Below are 15,914 nucleotides of genomic sequence, written 5' to 3'. Positions count from 1 at the left end.
GGACTTCTGTCCCACTCTCTTTTCTATTTATTCAGCTAGAAGCACTTCTTTAATGGTTTGTTTTTGGAGTTTTCTGTTGGATAGATAAAAGAGGCTTTCATAAATCACAGCAAAACCTATCAAGGTCCAAAAGCACACATTCCCATCAAAGTGATGCTCAATCTTTTCAGGAACCGTATCTTTGATCACACCAATCAAGATTTCCATGATGCCATATTGATAAGCTGTCCCAAGAACAAATCCTAGATAGGCCCAAAAACGATAGGGAGCGAGAATATGACTTTGGCATTCACGATCAGTGTAGCCAAAAGCCTTCATGAGGGCCAAGGTTTCGCGACTTTCTGAGACCACAATCCCCAATGACAAAAAGAGTATCGAGAAAGAAAGGATCAAGCCAATCATGATCATCATGGTTTGGATGATATCATCTGTGTAATCCCTGAGGCCAAAGGACAATTGAACCATGGCCGCAAAACACATGGAGCCAAAGACCACAAAAAACAAGATCGATTTTCTCTCCCAAATCAGTGACGAAGCTAGCTCTTTTAAGAAGTCTTTCTCTTTCTTAGGAGCCCTCTTTCTCCTTTGGACCTTGATTGGTGTTGGAGATTTTTTCAATAAGCGAAGCGCTGGCGTTTGTAGTTGTCTTCTAGCATAACCAATCGCGAGAAGCATAAAGAAGGTCGTTGGCAGGATCACCAAGGCAAGCAAGAGCTGCCAATGAAAGTGAATGGTAATTTCTGGCAAAATCCCCTTCTCATTACGGAAGTCGTAAAAATGTCCCATCATGAGAAATGAAGCGAAATAGCCAAGAAGCGCTCCAGCCCCAAAACTGAGTCCAAAAGCCCAAAATCGTTTAGCCAACTGGCCATTGCTATAGCCCAAAGCCTTTAAAATCCCTAATTGTTCCTTGTGGTCATCAACAAATTGTTTGATATAAAAACACATGAGAAGGACCGACGTCAAGGACAAGACAACCCCACTGACCATGGCCACCATCCAGGAAAGCGAAACCTGGGCATCATAGTAGGTCTGCATCATGGGATTGGTTTTCGAAATCTCCAACTGCTCGATATCCAGGTAAAAATTCAAGAAGAGATTGGCCACAAAGACCGCACAAACCCCAATGATACTGACGACAACTAATTTACGAATATCTTTTACTGAAAACATGGCTTACCATCCAATCTCATAAGCAGTCTGAGGTTGATCATTGGTCTCAACTTCTGTAATCTTGCCACTATTGACACGGATAATAGTTCTGGCCATATCCGCAATATTTTGGTTGTGCGTCACCATGACGAGGGTAAAGCCCAGCTTTTCCTTCAGTTTCCAGATATAGTCGAGAATCTTTCGCCCTGTTTCTTCATCCAGGGCGCCCGTCGGCTCATCTAAGAAAAGAATCTCTGGCTTTTTGGCCAAGGCCCGAGCAATGGAGACTCTCTGCTGTTCTCCACCAGACAATTCACTCGGATACTTGTCCAGCTTATCGCCAAGCCCCAAATCCTCGATGATCTGCAAAAAATCATGATTGTTTGCCAGATCAGCTCCCATCTTTACATTCTGTCTAACCGTTAGATTCGGCAATAGATAATACTGCTGGAAAATAAAAGCAATCTTCTCACGTCTAAAGGCTGTCAGTTGGGCATCCGTGAGTTGTGATAAATCTTGTCCTTGAATGAGGATATGCCCCTCGTCTACCTTTTCTAATCCTGACAGCACATTTAAGAGAGTTGATTTCCCCGATCCAGAAGGGCCGAGGATCACCACATCATCCTGGTCTTGAATCTGCAAATCAATCCCTTTTAAAACCTTGGTTTGGCCGTAACTTTTGTGCACATTTTCTAGTTGAATCATTTCTTTCCTACCATTTCTTTGATGAGAGATTGACAAACCTCTGTCAGTAATCCAATCACTTCTTCCATGCCGAACTGATAAATGCCAGAAGCAACCATAGAGGCCATCCCGTGGGAGTAGATAAAGAGATGCTGGTACAAGCGACTAGCCTCCTCTACAGTCAAAGGATAGTCTGCGACAATCGAATCCAGAACCAATTGGTAACTATGATCCTTCATGGGAAGAAAATCTTGAAAGCGACGAATCGGATCTTTGCTAGGATTTTGGAAAAGCAATTGAAAAAGTTGGGGCTCTTTTGAGGCGAAAAGGATATAAGCAACCCCGACAGATCGGAAAGGTTTCTCATCTTCTAAGGCCTTGCGAATATACTCCACCACGACCATCTCCGCAGCACCAATAACCTCTGCTTGTAACTCGGACATATTGGCAAATTGCCCAAAAATGACTCTCGGTGTGGCTCCCAGTTTCTCCGCTAATGCTCGAGCAGTTAAACTAGCCATGCCCTCTTCTCTCACCAATTGTAAAGCTGTCCCAATGATAGCCTCTTTACTAAATTTAACCTTGGGTGGCATAAGACTCCTTTCACGCAACATTTGTTGCGCAACACTTGTTGCATAAAGAATACCATAAAAAAGAAAGACTTGTCAAGAAAAATCTGAAAACTACAAAACAAAAAACCAGACCACCGATAAGAGTGGAATCTGGTTTGATAACCATTATTCTAAGGCAAATCATTTCCCGCCGCCAAGTAGATTTGGTACCATTCCTTGCGCGTCAAAGTGACTGTTGCTGCTTTCCCTGCTTCAAGGACATGCTGTGGCCTGGTCGTTCCGATGACCGCCTGCATCTTACCAGGATAGCGGAGGACCCAGGCAAGAGCGATGGCTGTCGGTGTGACCTGGTATTTTTTCGCTAAGTCATTGAGGACGTGATTGAGAGCTGCAAACTCTTCCTTGCCGACAAAATTTCCCTTGAAATAGCCATGCTGGAGGACAGACCAGGCCTGAATCACCGTATCGTTTAAGCGACAATACTCAAAGACACTGCCATCTCTCACAGCTGCTTTTGACCCTTCCATATTGACATGAAAACCAGCTTCAAAGCTGGGCGTAAAGGCGGCACTCAATTGCAACTGGTTGACCTTGAGAGGTTGTTTGACAGCCGTCTTAAGCAATTCCATCATCATAGGATTTTGATTGGACACCCCAAAATGACGAACCTTGCCCGCTTGCTCCAACTGATCAAAAGCTTCCGCCACTTCTTCCGGCTCCATGAGGGCATCCGGTCGATGAAGGAGGAGACTATCTAAGCGCTCGATCTGCAGACGCTCGAGGATACCATCGACAGAGTCCAAAATATAGTCCTTAGAAAAGTCAAAATAAGTAAAGCCGTCTTTGCGAATCCCACACTTGGACTGGATCCACATCTGGTCCCGAAGATCCGGACGGCGCTTGAGAACCCTACCCAGCAAGACCTCACACTGGCCATCGCCATAAATATCTGCCAGATCAAAAGTGTTGATCCCAATCGACAAGGCTGCCTCCACCAAGGCCTCCACCTCGTCTTCACTCATCTGACTGATCCGCATCATCCCAAGGACAATCGTGGACAGACGCTCATTTTCAGCAAACTCAATATAGTTCATGTCCGCCTCCTTTTCTGTAATTCTATTGTAGTGAAAAGGCATGCAAAAGTCAATTTGCAATCAAAAAGCCCCCAGCGATATCTGAGGGCTTGTTTGATTAGCGATAGCTGAGAGCACGTTTGATGGTCTTCCATGGTCCAAGGTCATCGGTCTGGAGGATTAAGCTCGCATAGATACGGGCAATAAGCACTGTTCCCACGATGGTAAAGAGGACCGCAATTCCCAATGAAGCCCAAGATTCAAGACCAGTCGCATAGCCATTGATGGTACGGAAAGGCATGAAGAAGGTGGAGATGAAAGGAATGTACGAACCGATCTTCAATAAGAAGACATCACCGGCACTTCCCAAGGTGGTTACCCCAAGGAAGCTAAAGATAACTAACATCATTAGTGGCGAAATCGCTTTTCCTGAATCTTCAGGTCGTGCAACTGTTGAGCCTAAGAAGGCAGAGAGCACCACATACATAAAGATCCCAAGGATAATGAAGAAGACGGTATTGAGCGAGATCGACTCTGCAAGGTGTTGGGTAATCGGAGAGTTTGGAGCGAGAATATCCTTGACAACTGGGATATCTGCTCTAAAGATCCAAACAGCTACTAAACCAATCACATAGACAAAAATATGAGTAAAGATCACTCCGAAGAGTCCGAGCATGCGTGCGAAGAAATAGTCGGTTGCTTTGATACTAGAGAAGACCACTTCCATGATCTTCGTTCCCTTTTCACTAGCCACTTCTTGGGCTGTGATACTCGAGTAGAAGATCAAAATCATATAAAGCAGCATTCCTAGACCACCTGCAACCATGGTTTGCACCATTTTCAAGCCTTCTTTTTTCTCATCAATTTTTTCTTTGAGAGAAACCTGTTGAGACAAGGCTGTCAGCTGCTCTTTGCTTAGATTGGCACGCGCTAGATTGATCCCTTGTTGGACTTGGCTTAATTTCGCAGCGACAAGCGATTTCAAATCTGTTTTCATGGCTTGGTCGCCTACATAAGTGGCTTCTAGCTGGCCATCTTTTTCATCGACTGTTAGGTAAGCAGCTGCTTTCTCATCCTTGATGGCTTTTTTAGCTGCAGCTTCATCCTTGTAGTCCAAGGTCAAGCCATCAGTTCCTTTGAGACTTTCTTTGACAGCTGGAACTTCTGTCACCAAGGCCACCTGGTTTTTGGCATCTGTAGAAGAACCTGTCAGATAACCGATTCCAATGCTCAATCCTAAAAAGAGGAAGGGACCGAAGACCATGAAGAGGAAACTCCATGATTTCACTTGTCTGATATAGGTTTCTTTCATTACGACAAACATCTGTTTCATACTTCTACTCCTGATTCAAGTTTAAAGATCTCATCAATAGTTGGGGCTTGGTGGTCAAAGGTCGCAAGGTAGTGGCCCTTGGTCAAGCGGTCAAATAATTCTGGACCAGCTGATGCATCATCCAAGATCAACTTCCAAGTTCCTTGCTTGGTCATGCTGACCTTGGTCACGTGTGGCAGAGCTTCTAGCTCTTCTTTGCTAAAGTCGTTAGAGACAAAGAGTCGGGTCTTGCCATAGCTATTCCGGACCTCTTGGACTGGCCCTGAAAGGACAACCGAACCATCACGGATCATTAGGATATCATCACACAACTCTTCGACGTTGGTCATGACGTGGTCAGAAAAGATAATGGTCGCCCCACGCTCTTTTTCTTCAAAGATGACCTGCTTGAGCACTTCTGTGTTGACCGGATCCAAGCCACTAAAGGGTTCATCTAAAATGATCAATTTAGGCTCATGGATCAAGGTGATGATCAGTTGAACCTTCTGTTGGTTCCCTTTTGAGAGGCTCTTGATTTTATCAGTCAATTTCCCTTTTACTTGGAGTTTTTCCATCCAGGTCGGTAATTTTTCCTTGACCTCGGCAGTGCTCATTCCTTTTAAGGCAGCCAAATAGCGGACCTGCTCAAAAATCGTGAGTTTTGGCATGAGACTACGCTCTTCCGGCAAATAACCAATTTCTTTGTAAGTTTCTTGGGTAATCGCTTTGCCATCTAGGCGAATCTCGCCGCTGTAGTCCAAAAAGCGCAAGATACTGTGGAAAATGGTGGTTTTCCCGGCACCATTTTTCCCAACTAAGCCAAGGATATGCCCTTGTTGAGCTGTCAGATCTACTCCGAAGAGAACCTGCTTATTCCCAAAGCTTTTTTCTAAATTTCTAATTTCTAACATAGATGACTCCTCTACTCTTTATAATAACGTTTGGTAATCTTGTACTGAGAGACCAAGATATAGACATAAATCAGTGATACCACTACTAATGCTAACAAGATATCTGTATGGAAAGCAATGCCAACTAAGAATATCGCAATTAAGGAAATCGGCAAGATATAATTGCTTAACTTAATGATAATTTCATAGTTTTCCTCGTAGCTAATCTGCTTTTCTGCTTCATCCATCATACTCATCATAAATTCCCGCACTTCCTTGGCATTGGCATTGCGGGGAATCGGTTTTCCATAAATCAGATGGAAGGTCTTGCGAAAGAAGATATCCGATAGGAAAAATAGGGCAATCAAGACAAGAAAGAGATAGAGCATGGTAAAGTCTCCAAAGATAAAAGCCAAGTGCCCTGTGGAAGGTCTATCCATATACACCCATTGACTATAAAAGATGATGACTAAAAAGTATGGCAAGATCATGACTCCTTTAAAAATGGTCGCTAACCCAAACAGTTTTTCCTTCTGGATGTCATAGTGATAGGCTTCCTCTTCGTCTTCTATCTGGAGCATTTTTTGATGGACTTTTCTCGCGCTTATTAGTAAGGCTATCGTGACCATAAACACGATAAGAAACAAAAGTATTGAACCCCAAAGGAGTCCTTCTTTACTAAAGAAGGATTGGATTTCAAGGGGTTTTTCGGATCCGAACATGCCTGTCAAAAAACTAATGACTCCTCCAATCAAGCCGGAAACTGTAATGATTCCGACATTTCTCCAAAACCGGTAACGAGCGGATCGTTCTTGTTGTTGCTTTTTCATATTATTCTTCTCCCTCTACTAGACTAAAGACATTCTCCACTGGTTCATTGAAGATCTGGGCAATGGTCATGGCGATAATGACAGAAGGTGTATACTCACCACGTTCCAAGAGACTGATGGACTGGCGCGAGACCCCTGCTAGCTTGGCTAGCTCGGATTGGTTGAGTCCATCACGCGCCCTCAGCTCTTTCAATCGATTTTTTAAAATCATGGCATCAGCCCCCTTATAGTTGAATACCTTGAATATCTTCGATACGGACTAACTTGGTTTCCCTCTGTTGTTTATGAATCACACGGGTCAGTTTGACCCAATCTTCATCGATATCTATAATTTCATACTCAAATCCAACACCATCTACTGTAACAGTGGCCGTTTGGCCTTTCAATTCTTCTAAAAGTCTAGACATGTCTTGATTTCCTTTCACTTGTTTTTCTAATCGTCTAATGCGTTTGTTCAACCTTTTTATCTTCTTTTCTGAGCTTGCATAAATGATAACCAGAAAAGGGATAAATAGAATCCATATGGCTCCCATAAGAAAACCTCTCCTTCTTTCAACTAAAATCATTGTAACACTTCTTTCTCTTTTCGACAAGTATATTTGTCAAAAAAATAAAAATATTTGTCAAAAATAAAAATATGATTGACAAGATCATTTGAGGTAAGAAATAAAAGGTCCGTATTTGCGCACCTTTTAGCGTTCCTTTTTCCATTGACAAGATTTAGAAAAAATTTTTATAATGAAGAAAATACTACTAAGGAGAACATAGATGACGATTCGTTTAGCGCAACCAAAAGATATTCCTGCTTTGATTGGTCTCTTAGAACAGATTCTTTCCGTTCACCACCAAGCTCGTCCCGATATTTTCAAGGAAAGTGGCGGAAAATATAGTGAAGAAGAGTTAGAACAGTTAATGGCGCAAGATCAGACACCGATTTTCGTCTATGAAAATGCGGATGGCCAGATCCTAGGACATCTCTTCGTCACCATTAAAGAAGTCTCTGACAATCCTGTGCTTCATCCGATAAAAACCCTCTTCATCGAGGACTTGTGTGTCGATCAAGCAACGCGTGGACAAAAAATTGGCGATCAACTTTATCAGTTTGCCCTTCGTTATGCAAAGGAAATCGGATGCTACAACATGACACTTAATGTCTGGAATGACAATGAAAGAGCCCTTCGCTTCTATCAAAGACAGGGAATGAAGCCTCAAGAAACTGTCATGGAAACTATCTTGTAAAATGAATTTTAAAAACCGTTGATGAGTCATCAACGGTTTTTTCTATACATATTTGTTACCGCACCTCTGCGTTTACTTTTTCTTCTAGTGAAGCTTGGATTTTTTCCATGTAGCGTGCGACTTCTTCGTCTGTCAAGCTATCTTCTGGATTTTGGAAGGTCAAGCTGTAGGCCATTGACTTCATGCCAAGTCCTAGTTTTTCACCTGAGAAGACGTCAAAGAGTTTGATAGCTGTCAAACGTTTCACACCTGCAGCTTGAATGGCATCGACTACCTCTTGGTGAGTCACTTCTGCTTTGAGGAGAAGGGCGATATCACGGCTCACCGCTGGGAATTTGGTGATTTCCACAAAGGCTGCGGCTGGTTGAAGAGCTGCTTCAATAGCAGATAAGTTCAATTCTGCCACATAGGTTTCTGGGATATCATAAGCCTTAGCTGTTACAGGATGGACTTGTCCCAATACCCCAATCACTTGGTCACCAAGTGAGAGCAAGGCTGTACGTCCTGGGTGGAGACTCTTGATTTCTTGTGTTGCTGTATAAGTCACTTCAAGACCCAAGCGAGCAAAGAGGGCTTCCAAGATTCCCTTAGCATAGAAGAAGTCAACTGGAACAGCTGCAGTTTGGAAGTCTTTTTCAGCGACTAGGCCAGTTAAAGCAAAGGCAAAGCTGTTGATTTCGTTTGGCAAGTCTTCTTTTGGATTGCCTTTCTGTTCAAAGACTTTTCCGATCTCATAGAGGGCCAAATCTTTGTTCTTACGCGCTACGTTGTAGGCAACTGTATCCAAAATACCTGAAACCATATTTTGACGGAGGACTGAACGATCCACAGTCATTGGCCACATGAGTTCTGTTAAGTTACTTGGCGCAGTTGTGAACTCCACTGCTTTTTCAGGAGTTGTCAGTGCATAAGTGATGATTTCTGTCAAACCAGCACCTTCAGCAATGGTCCGAACTTGACGACGCAATTTTTGAGTCGCTGTCAATTCACCGGCTGTCCCGTCATCTTTTGGAAGGGTTGCTGGTAATTTGTCATAACCATAAATTCGAGCAATTTCTTCAAAGAGGTCCGCTTCGATAGTGATGTCCCAACGGCGACGAGGAACGCTCACTGTGAAGCTTTCTGCATTTCCAGAAAGGCCAAAACCAAGACGACGGAAGACATCTTCGACATCCACGTAGGAAAGCTCTGTTCCAAGGACACGGTTCACGTCTGCAAGAGTGGAAGAAACTTCCACATCTGAAGTATCCAACTGGCCTGCTGAAACGATGCCCTTACGCACGGTTGCACCAGCCAATTCAGCAATCATGCTCGCTGCTGCATCAAGGGCTTCATTAACAGTTGCCACGTTTATCCCTTTTTCAAAGCGAGAAGATGATTCAGAGCGTAGGTTGAGGCGACCACTTGTCTTACGGATCGATTTGCCATTGAAGACAGCCGCTTCAAGGACGACACGAGTAGACTTTTCAGAGATTTCTGTAGCCTCTCCGCCCATGACACCTGCAAGGGCTACTGCTTTGTCAGCAACCGTAATCACGAGGTCACTTGTTTCCAACTCACGCTCTTCCCCGTCCAAGGTCACCAATTTCTCACCTGCACGCGCTTCACGCACACGGATGTCATTTCCTTCAAAAGTATCCAAGTCAAAGGCATGCATAGGCTGACCAAAGTAAAGCAGGATATAGTTGGTCACGTCAACGACATTATTGATGGGACGGATGCCCTCGTTCATGAGGAGGTTTTGCAACCATTGTGGACTTGGTGCGATGGTCACATTGTCCAAGATACGAGCTGCATAATAAGGAGCCTTGTCTGTGTCAATGCTGATAGAAAGAGCATCCGCTGCAACTTGGTCTGTTTCGGTCAAGGTAAAGTCTTTGAAGTTGACAGCCTTGTCATAGATGGCTGCTACTTCGTGAGCTACCCCACGCATCGAAAGAGCATCTGCACGGTTTGGAGTGATAGAAAGCTCGATGATTTCATCATCCAAGTCTAGATAAGAGAAGACTTCCTCACCTGGGACAGCATCTTCTGGCAAGATTTGGATCCCATCTGCAAATTCTTTCGGTACAACGGAATCAGAAATGCCCAATTCACCAAGTGAGCAGATCATTCCGAGAGATTCCAACCCACGGATTTTCCCTTTTTTGATCTTGTAGTTGTCCGCGATGCGAGCACCTGGAAGAGCCACCATGACCTTGATGCCTGCACGCACATTTGGTGCTCCACAGACGATTTGACGGGCTTCTTCTTCACCCACATTAACTTGGCAGACATGAAGGTGTGTCTCTGGCACATCTTCACAAGACAAGACTTCTCCGACGACAATTTTTGAGAGACCATCAGCAGGCGATTCCACACCTTCTACTTCGATCCCTGTAGTTGACATTTTTTCAGCCAATTCTTCTGATGGCACATCCACGTCCACCAATTGTTTTAACCATTTATATGATACTAACATTATTCTGATCGTAAGATCCCACTAGGTGAGATCTTCTCAATTCCTTTCTCTCAATTTGGACCCACAATTAAGCTTGCGGATTCTCCTTCAAATGCTTGCGCAGCAACCAATCGGTATCCACAGCTTCCCCTGTGATAAAGTGGTGCTCGCTAAACCGTTCAAATCCGAATTGTTTGTAAAAGTTTTGGGCCTTAAAATTTCGTTCCCAGACACCCAGCCAGACCCAGTCAAATCCACGTTTTTGAGCCTCTTTTAAGGCAAAGGTAAACATTTCCTTGCCATAGCCCTTGCCATGATGTTCTTTTTTGACATAGATGCGCTGGATTTCAAAAGCATTGTCCATTTCTACTGGCTCCGTTTGTGCCTTGCCCCAGTTAAACTTGAGAAAACCACAAATTTCCTGATGGTGATCAAGGACAAAATAGGTCTCTGATTCCGGGTCTGCTAGGTCCTTTTGGATTTTCTCTAGCGATAAAACCGTCTGGTAGTAATCTTCCATATCGGCATCAGAGTTGTAGGGACCAAAGGTATCCCCATAGGTTTCCACCTCTAATTCCCTTAAAATATGAAATTCATTCGGCTTAACTTTTACTAACATGATGATTTAAATTGTTCTGAAAAACGGATATCCCCTTGATAGAAGCCACGGATATCATTGATTCCGTAACGAAGCATAGCCACACGCTCTTGACCAAGTCCAAAGGCAAATCCTGAATAGATTGTTGGATCAATCCCACTCATCTCAAGGACGCGTGGATGAACCATACCGGCTCCCATGATTTCAATCCAACCAGTTTTCTTACATACGTTACATCCAGCTCCACCACATTTGAAGCAAGAAACATCCACCTCAACCGATGGCTCGGTAAATGGGAAGTAAGAAGGACGCAAACGGATTTGACGTTCTGCCCCAAACATTTTTTGCACAATCAATTGAAGCGTTCCTTGAAGGTCTGCCATAGAAATGTTCTTCCCAACGACCAAGCCTTCGATCTGATGGAATTGGTGGCTGTGGGTCGCATCATCCGTATCCCGACGGAAAACCCGCCCTGGAGAGATCATCTTCAATGGTCCCTTGCTAAAGTCATGCGCATCCATCGCCCGCGCCTGTACTGGTGAGGTATGGGTCCGAAGCAAGATTTCTTCTGTGATATAGAAGGTATCCTGCATATCCCGCGCAGGGTGATCTTTAGGCAGATTCATGCGTTCAAAGTTGTAGTAGTCTTGCTCCACTTCAAAGCCGTCAACGACTTGGTAACCCATCCCAATAAAGATATCTTCGATTTCTTCACTGGTTTGGGTCAAGATATGACGGTAACCACTAGCAACCGGACGCCCTGGAAGTGTCACATCGATGCTTTCGCTAGCTAGTTTCGCTTGGACTTTCTTTTCTTCCAAGAGTTTGGTTGTTTCTTCAAAGGCAGCCGTCAAGACATCGCGGGCTTCATTGACGTGTTTCCCGATAACCGGACGCATCTCAGCAGAGACATCCTTCATCCCTTTGAGGATCTCAGTCAGAGATCCTTTTTTCCCAAGGACAGAGACCCGTAGTTCTTGCAATTCTTTTTCATTTTCAGCAGAAATCTGCTTCAAAGCTGCCAGCGTTTCTTCACGAAGCGCTTTTAATTGTTCTTCAATCGTTGACATATTTCCTCCATCATGGTCCCTCTACAGACATAGAAAAAACCACGCGCCAACACCCACATTCGGAGCGTTGACACGCGGTACCATCCGTTTTTTATCCGTAAACCAGACCTTAATTTCTAAATCCTTGCGCAAGTGAATTCACTCAGCTTTCATGCAAAGAGCTTTCAGTCACGGCCCTTCTCCCTGTCGCACTTCCCTTGAGATACTAGTCTTGCAGATTTCTATTCAATTACTACATAGTTTATCAGATTTTTAGTTAAAAAACAAGTTAGATGAGACTAATTCACTAGAAAAAGGAACAAGAGGCAGTGCATTATCTATTTACCTTGTCTGTTGAATCTGCTTTCTTCTTCAATAGAAGAGTGGCTGCTTGGTTAAAACCATCACACCAGTTATACCATTTTGCTTCATACTCCTCTTGAGGTAAGATACGATGTTTTAAATCCAAAACAGAGGTTATCTTTCTTTCCTCGCAAGCTTGGGCATAGAGATGATAGAGTTCATCGCCACCATCTCTATCAAACTCAGCAGAAATCATATCCCGACCTGCCAATAAAGCCTGATAAGCCCTGTGATGCCCGTCTGTAATCAAGAAGCGATTTCCAAATGCAAGAACACTAATTGGATCCACATTGATGATGTCTGCCGACTGATCCAGCATCTGGATAGCTTGTAACTTCTTTTCTGATAAATATAGTTGGGTCGGATGAAGATCTGTTATATTGACTTCCACTTCTTTCTCCTCTACCATGAGTAACATAGCTGGTCGTGGGCACTGATAGACATTTTTAAAGGTCACGATTTAAAGACCTGCCAAAGCCAAATTCTTCTGCCATTCTTGTTATTCGTTACGTTTTTATTTAATGACTTGTCCAGCATCTTTCAAGACAGATTCTGGAATAGTAATGCCCAATTCATCTGCGACTTTTTTATTGATGACAGATTTTCCTTGGCTAAAGATTTCAACAGGTGTGTCTGCAGGTTTTTGACCTTTCAGGATTTTCGCAGCCATTTTACCAGTTGCTACCCCAAGATCATGTTGGTCGACAACGACTGAACCAAGGCCACCCGCTTCTACCATGGCTGTCGCACTTGGGAAGATTGGTTTTTTAGCTGTTTTGTTGGCTTCAACAACAGTTGAGAAGGCTGATGCGATGGTATTATCGATTGGAACCCAGATGGCATCGACTTTACCTGACATAACAGATACTGTTGAAGCAATTTCGTTTGTAGAAGGAACTGAATACGGAACCACCTTGTAGCCTGCTTTTTCAGCCAATTTTGTAAATTCTTCTACTTGAGATTTTGAATTGTCTTCACTGGTTGAGTATAGAACCCCGATTGTTTTCACGTTTGGAGTCAACTCTTTGATCAATTTCAACTGTTGCTCAGTAGGATTGTGGTCAGATACCCCAGTGATATTGCCACCTGGTTTTTTCAAATCTTTGACCAAGTTTGCGCCGACTGGATCGGTTACAGCACCCATGACAATTGGTTTGTCTTTGGTTGCACTAGCCAAACCTTGAGCAGATGGGGTTGCAATCCCAATCAAGACTTGGTTATCCTTGTCTACCAATTGTTTACTCATGGTTGCAACCTTGTTTTGGTCCCCTTCTGCATTGAGGAAGTCAATGTCCACTTTGTCCTTGTCATAACCTTCTTCAGCCAAACCATCTTGAATTCCCTTGTAGATCAAATCAAGCGAAGGGTGGCTGACCAACTGCAAGACCCCAACTTTAGCTTTTTCATTGCTAGTTGCTGCCTTGTTGTCTTTGCCTGCTGTAGCTGAATAGATCGCTGTCCCAATGACTGCTGCTGCAATCAAACCAATAATTCCCATTAACCGTTTATTTTTCATTTTACTACCTCTTCTATTTTTTCATTTTCTTCTTTTTTTCCATCATCTAAAGACTGCGACGCCATCGTTTCTTCATATCTTTTCTCCCTTCTCATCTAAAACAAAAAACACGCCCACACATAGCAAAAGCTATGTGAGGACGTGTCATCGCGGTGCCACCTCACTTATGGGAAAAGGATAGTCTCCCCCATATCTCTGTCTTGTCTAGCAACAAGTTACACGATAAGGTGTGCCAACCGAATTTTTATTGTTTCAAATTCATCTCATCATTAGTCCAATTTCGTAAACTGCCGCTACCCACTCTCAGCAACCGTGGGCTCTCTTGAAACTTTCATTTACTACTTTTCTAATTTCTTACATTTTAAAGTTTTCTTTCAAAAATGTCAATACTTTTTCAGTATTTTTTTGGAAACGTTCGCATTTTCTGTTTCTTTTACTTTTTACAGCCTCTTGCTTCTTTCTGGGATTTCCGCTCTATTTTTGATATAATTTACTAGAATAACAGCTAGAATGATGAGGAATCCCATGTCTTTTGATGGATTTTTTTTACACCATATGGTCCACGAATTGAAGGCTGAACTCTTAAGTGGTCGCATTCAAAAAATTAATCAACCTTTCGAGCAAGAATTGGTACTCCAAATCCGAGGCAATCGGAAAAACCAAAAACTCTTGCTCTCTGCCCATTCTGTTTTCGGACGGATCCAACGGACCCAGACCAACTTTGAAAATCCTGCCTTTCCTAATACCTTTATTATGGTCATGCGTAAATATCTTCAAGGCGCTGTCATCGAAGGGATTGAGCAATTGGAGAACGACCGGATTCTCGAAATCCGTGTCTCCAATAAAAACGAAATTGGAGATGCCATTTCTGTCAGCTTAATGATCGAAATCATGGGCAAGCACAGTAATATTATTCTCCTAGACCGGACCAGCAATAAAATCATCGAGGCCATCAAACATGTCGGCTTCTCACAAAATAGCTACCGGACCATTCTTCCTGGATCAACCTATGTAGCCCCTCCGAAAACCGACGCGGCCAATCCTTTTACAATTGGAGATGAAGCCCTCTTCGCCCTTCTTCACAAGGAAGAGTTAAGTCCCAAAAACCTTCAAAAATGTTTCCAAGGTTTGGGGCGAGATACGGCTCAAGAATTAGCCAAGCGACTTGAGACCGATGAAAAATTAAAGACCTTCCGGACCTTTTTCCAAGCTTCAACTGAGCCTCGCCTAACGACCAAATCCTTCTCGGCTATCCCCTTTGAGGATGCGACCAGTCAAACCTTTGAAACACTTTCTGATCTGCTGGATGACTATTATCGAGACAAGGCTGAGCGCGATCGGGTGCAACAACAGGCCAGTGAATTAATCCGCAAGGTTGAAAACGATCTTGAAAAGAACCGGAAAAAATTAGCCAAGCAAGAAGCGGAGTTAGCGGCGACCGACAATGCGGAAGAATTCCGCCAAAAAGGAGAATTGCTGACAACCTTCCTCCATCAGGTACCAAACGACCAAGACCAGGTTGTTTTGGATAATTACTATACCAACGAGCCCATTACCATCCAACTCAACAAAGCCCTGACCCCCAATCAAAATGCCCAACGCTACTTCAAACGCTACCAGAAGTTAAAAGAAGCCGTCAAACATTTGACCATCCTCATTCAAGAAACCAAGGAAACCATTTCTTATCTTGAAACGGTTGAAACAGCCCTTTCTCAAGCGAGCCTGGCTGAGGTGGCAGAAATTCGAGAAGAGCTAATCCAGACCGGCTTTATCAAACGGCGCAACCGTGAAAAAATTCATAAACGGAAAAAACCAGAAAAATACCTGGCGAGTGATGGAAAAACCATCATTTTAGTGGGTCGCAATAATCTGCAAAACGATGAACTGACCTTTAAAATTGCTAAAAAAGATGAACTCTGGTTCCATGCCAAGGATATCCCGGGAAGCCACGTCGTCATTACAGGAAATCTAAATCCATCGGATGAAGTGAAAACCGATGCTGCAGAGTTGGCGGCCTACTATTCCAAGGCCCGTCTCTCAAACCTGGTCCAAGTAGATATGATCGAAGCCAAGAAACTCAATAAACCAACTGGTGGAAAACCAGGTTTTGTCACCTACACTGGCCAAAAGACTCTGCGGGTCACTCCCGAAGAAGAAAAAATCAAAGCCATGAAACTAACAGACTGATTTCAAAAA

Annotated in this window: 16 protein-coding genes and 1 other annotated feature; of the genes, 2 read left to right on the top strand and 14 right to left on the bottom strand. The window is 43.5% G+C overall.

What is annotated here, in order from left to right; all coding sequences use genetic code 11:
• Positions 1 to 27: 27 nt before the first annotated feature.
• The 9 genes from O3605_RS09885 to O3605_RS09845 all read right to left on the bottom strand — a co-directional run bounded on the left by O3605_RS09885 (position 28) and on the right by O3605_RS09845 (position 7,046).
• Complete coding sequence (locus O3605_RS09885) at positions 28 to 1,173, bottom strand: FtsX-like permease family protein (protein ID WP_371586083.1); 1,146 nt, start codon at positions 1,171 to 1,173, stop codon at positions 28 to 30.
• Positions 1,174 to 1,176: 3 nt separating this feature from the next.
• Complete coding sequence (locus O3605_RS09880; protein ID WP_155169486.1) at positions 1,177 to 1,857, bottom strand: ABC transporter ATP-binding protein; 681 nt, start codon at positions 1,855 to 1,857, stop codon at positions 1,177 to 1,179.
• Positions 1,854 to 2,429: a TetR/AcrR family transcriptional regulator gene (locus O3605_RS09875; RefSeq protein WP_223141739.1), complete on the bottom strand. Its 576-nt coding sequence runs from the start codon at positions 2,427 to 2,429 to the stop codon at positions 1,854 to 1,856. Before O3605_RS09875 ends, O3605_RS09880 begins: the two co-directional genes overlap by 4 nt.
• 149 nt (positions 2,430 to 2,578) lie before the next feature.
• Complete coding sequence (locus O3605_RS09870) at positions 2,579 to 3,502, bottom strand: aldo/keto reductase (RefSeq protein WP_371586081.1); 924 nt, start codon at positions 3,500 to 3,502, stop codon at positions 2,579 to 2,581.
• Between the two features lie 97 nt (positions 3,503 to 3,599).
• Entirely contained in the window at positions 3,600 to 4,814 is a 1,215-nt protein-coding gene (locus O3605_RS09865) for an ABC transporter permease (RefSeq protein WP_371586079.1), read from the bottom strand.
• Positions 4,811 to 5,704, bottom strand: coding sequence for an ABC transporter ATP-binding protein (locus tag O3605_RS09860; protein ID WP_049482268.1), 894 nt, complete (start codon positions 5,702 to 5,704; stop codon positions 4,811 to 4,813). The genes O3605_RS09865 and O3605_RS09860 overlap by 4 nt, the downstream gene beginning before the upstream one ends.
• A gap of 11 nt (positions 5,705 to 5,715) precedes the next feature.
• Entirely contained in the window at positions 5,716 to 6,513 is a 798-nt protein-coding gene (locus tag O3605_RS09855) for a DUF3169 family protein (protein WP_371586077.1), read from the bottom strand.
• A 1-nt stretch (position 6,514) separates the two neighbouring features.
• On the bottom strand, positions 6,515 to 6,724 hold the full coding sequence (locus O3605_RS09850; protein WP_024056334.1) for a helix-turn-helix transcriptional regulator: 210 nt from the start codon (positions 6,722 to 6,724) through the stop codon (positions 6,515 to 6,517).
• 13 nt (positions 6,725 to 6,737) lie between these two features.
• Entirely contained in the window at positions 6,738 to 7,046 is a 309-nt protein-coding gene (locus O3605_RS09845; RefSeq protein ID WP_371586088.1) for a hypothetical protein, read from the bottom strand.
• A gap of 235 nt (positions 7,047 to 7,281) precedes the next feature.
• Here O3605_RS09845 and O3605_RS09840 point away from each other — a divergent pair, with 235 nt between their 5' ends.
• Positions 7,282 to 7,752 carry a GNAT family N-acetyltransferase gene (locus O3605_RS09840; RefSeq protein WP_371586075.1) on the top strand — a complete coding sequence of 157 codons (471 nt, stop codon included), beginning with the start codon at positions 7,282 to 7,284 and terminating at the stop codon, positions 7,750 to 7,752.
• A gap of 55 nt (positions 7,753 to 7,807) precedes the next feature.
• Here O3605_RS09840 and pheT read toward each other — a convergent pair whose 3' ends face one another.
• The 5 genes from pheT to trpX all read right to left on the bottom strand — a co-directional run bounded on the left by pheT (position 7,808) and on the right by trpX (position 13,718).
• Positions 7,808 to 10,213, bottom strand: a complete 2,406-nt coding sequence (gene pheT / locus O3605_RS09835) for a phenylalanine--tRNA ligase subunit beta (RefSeq protein WP_371586073.1) — start codon at positions 10,211 to 10,213, stop codon at positions 7,808 to 7,810.
• 67 nt (positions 10,214 to 10,280) lie between these two features.
• Positions 10,281 to 10,811 carry a GNAT family N-acetyltransferase gene (locus O3605_RS09830; protein WP_371586072.1) on the bottom strand — a complete coding sequence of 177 codons (531 nt, stop codon included), beginning with the start codon at positions 10,809 to 10,811 and terminating at the stop codon, positions 10,281 to 10,283.
• Positions 10,805 to 11,860: a phenylalanine--tRNA ligase subunit alpha gene (gene pheS, locus O3605_RS09825; RefSeq protein ID WP_371586070.1), complete on the bottom strand. Its 1,056-nt coding sequence runs from the start codon at positions 11,858 to 11,860 to the stop codon at positions 10,805 to 10,807. The genes O3605_RS09830 and pheS overlap by 7 nt, the downstream gene beginning before the upstream one ends.
• A gap of 313 nt (positions 11,861 to 12,173) precedes the next feature.
• Positions 12,174 to 12,593: a chromosome partitioning protein ParB gene (locus tag O3605_RS09820; RefSeq protein ID WP_371586085.1), complete on the bottom strand. Its 420-nt coding sequence runs from the start codon at positions 12,591 to 12,593 to the stop codon at positions 12,174 to 12,176.
• Between the two features lie 123 nt (positions 12,594 to 12,716).
• Positions 12,717 to 13,718: a tryptophan ABC transporter substrate-binding protein gene (gene trpX / locus O3605_RS09815; protein ID WP_049516317.1), complete on the bottom strand. Its 1,002-nt coding sequence runs from the start codon at positions 13,716 to 13,718 to the stop codon at positions 12,717 to 12,719.
• A 132-nt stretch (positions 13,719 to 13,850) separates the two neighbouring features.
• Positions 13,851 to 14,082: a binding site (T-box leader), on the bottom strand.
• A gap of 161 nt (positions 14,083 to 14,243) precedes the next feature.
• Between trpX and O3605_RS09810 the strand changes: the two genes are divergently transcribed.
• Positions 14,244 to 15,905 carry an Rqc2 family fibronectin-binding protein gene (locus O3605_RS09810; protein WP_371586069.1) on the top strand — a complete coding sequence of 554 codons (1,662 nt, stop codon included), beginning with the start codon at positions 14,244 to 14,246 and terminating at the stop codon, positions 15,903 to 15,905.
• Positions 15,906 to 15,914: the final 9 nt, after the last annotated feature.

The sequence above is a fragment of the Streptococcus sp. 27098_8_99 genome, assembly GCF_041431935.1.
GTDB lineage: Bacteria > Bacillota > Bacilli > Lactobacillales > Streptococcaceae > Streptococcus > Streptococcus parasanguinis_D.
Note: the sequence above shows the minus strand (reverse complement) of the source record. Positions and strands in the feature narration are given on the sequence as shown.

Bases quoted from the DNA above. Each gene is read 5' to 3' on its own strand.
- O3605_RS09885 (WP_371586083.1), bottom strand. From the start codon at position 1,173: ATGTTTTCAGTAAAAGATATTCGTAAATTAGTTGTCGTCAGTATCATT.
- O3605_RS09880 (WP_155169486.1), bottom strand. From the start codon at position 1,857: ATGATTCAACTAGAAAATGTGCACAAAAGTTACGGCCAAACCAAGGTT.
- O3605_RS09875 (WP_223141739.1), bottom strand. From the start codon at position 2,429: ATGCCACCCAAGGTTAAATTTAGTAAAGAGGCTATCATTGGGACAGCT.
- O3605_RS09870 (WP_371586081.1), bottom strand. From the start codon at position 3,502: ATGAACTATATTGAGTTTGCTGAAAATGAGCGTCTGTCCACGATTGTC.
- O3605_RS09865 (WP_371586079.1), bottom strand. From the start codon at position 4,814: ATGAAACAGATGTTTGTCGTAATGAAAGAAACCTATATCAGACAAGTG.
- O3605_RS09860 (WP_049482268.1), bottom strand. From the start codon at position 5,704: ATGTTAGAAATTAGAAATTTAGAAAAAAGCTTTGGGAATAAGCAGGTT.
- O3605_RS09855 (WP_371586077.1), bottom strand. From the start codon at position 6,513: ATGAAAAAGCAACAACAAGAACGATCCGCTCGTTACCGGTTTTGGAGA.
- O3605_RS09850 (WP_024056334.1), bottom strand. From the start codon at position 6,724: ATGATTTTAAAAAATCGATTGAAAGAGCTGAGGGCGCGTGATGGACTC.
- O3605_RS09845 (WP_371586088.1), bottom strand. From the start codon at position 7,046: ATGGGAGCCATATGGATTCTATTTATCCCTTTTCTGGTTATCATTTAT.
- O3605_RS09840 (WP_371586075.1), top strand. From the start codon at position 7,282: ATGACGATTCGTTTAGCGCAACCAAAAGATATTCCTGCTTTGATTGGT.
- pheT (WP_371586073.1), bottom strand. From the start codon at position 10,213: ATGTTAGTATCATATAAATGGTTAAAACAATTGGTGGACGTGGATGTG.
- O3605_RS09830 (WP_371586072.1), bottom strand. From the start codon at position 10,811: ATGTTAGTAAAAGTTAAGCCGAATGAATTTCATATTTTAAGGGAATTA.
- pheS (WP_371586070.1), bottom strand. From the start codon at position 11,860: ATGTCAACGATTGAAGAACAATTAAAAGCGCTTCGTGAAGAAACGCTG.
- trpX (WP_049516317.1), bottom strand. From the start codon at position 13,718: ATGAAAAATAAACGGTTAATGGGAATTATTGGTTTGATTGCAGCAGCA.
- O3605_RS09810 (WP_371586069.1), top strand. From the start codon at position 14,244: ATGTCTTTTGATGGATTTTTTTTACACCATATGGTCCACGAATTGAAG.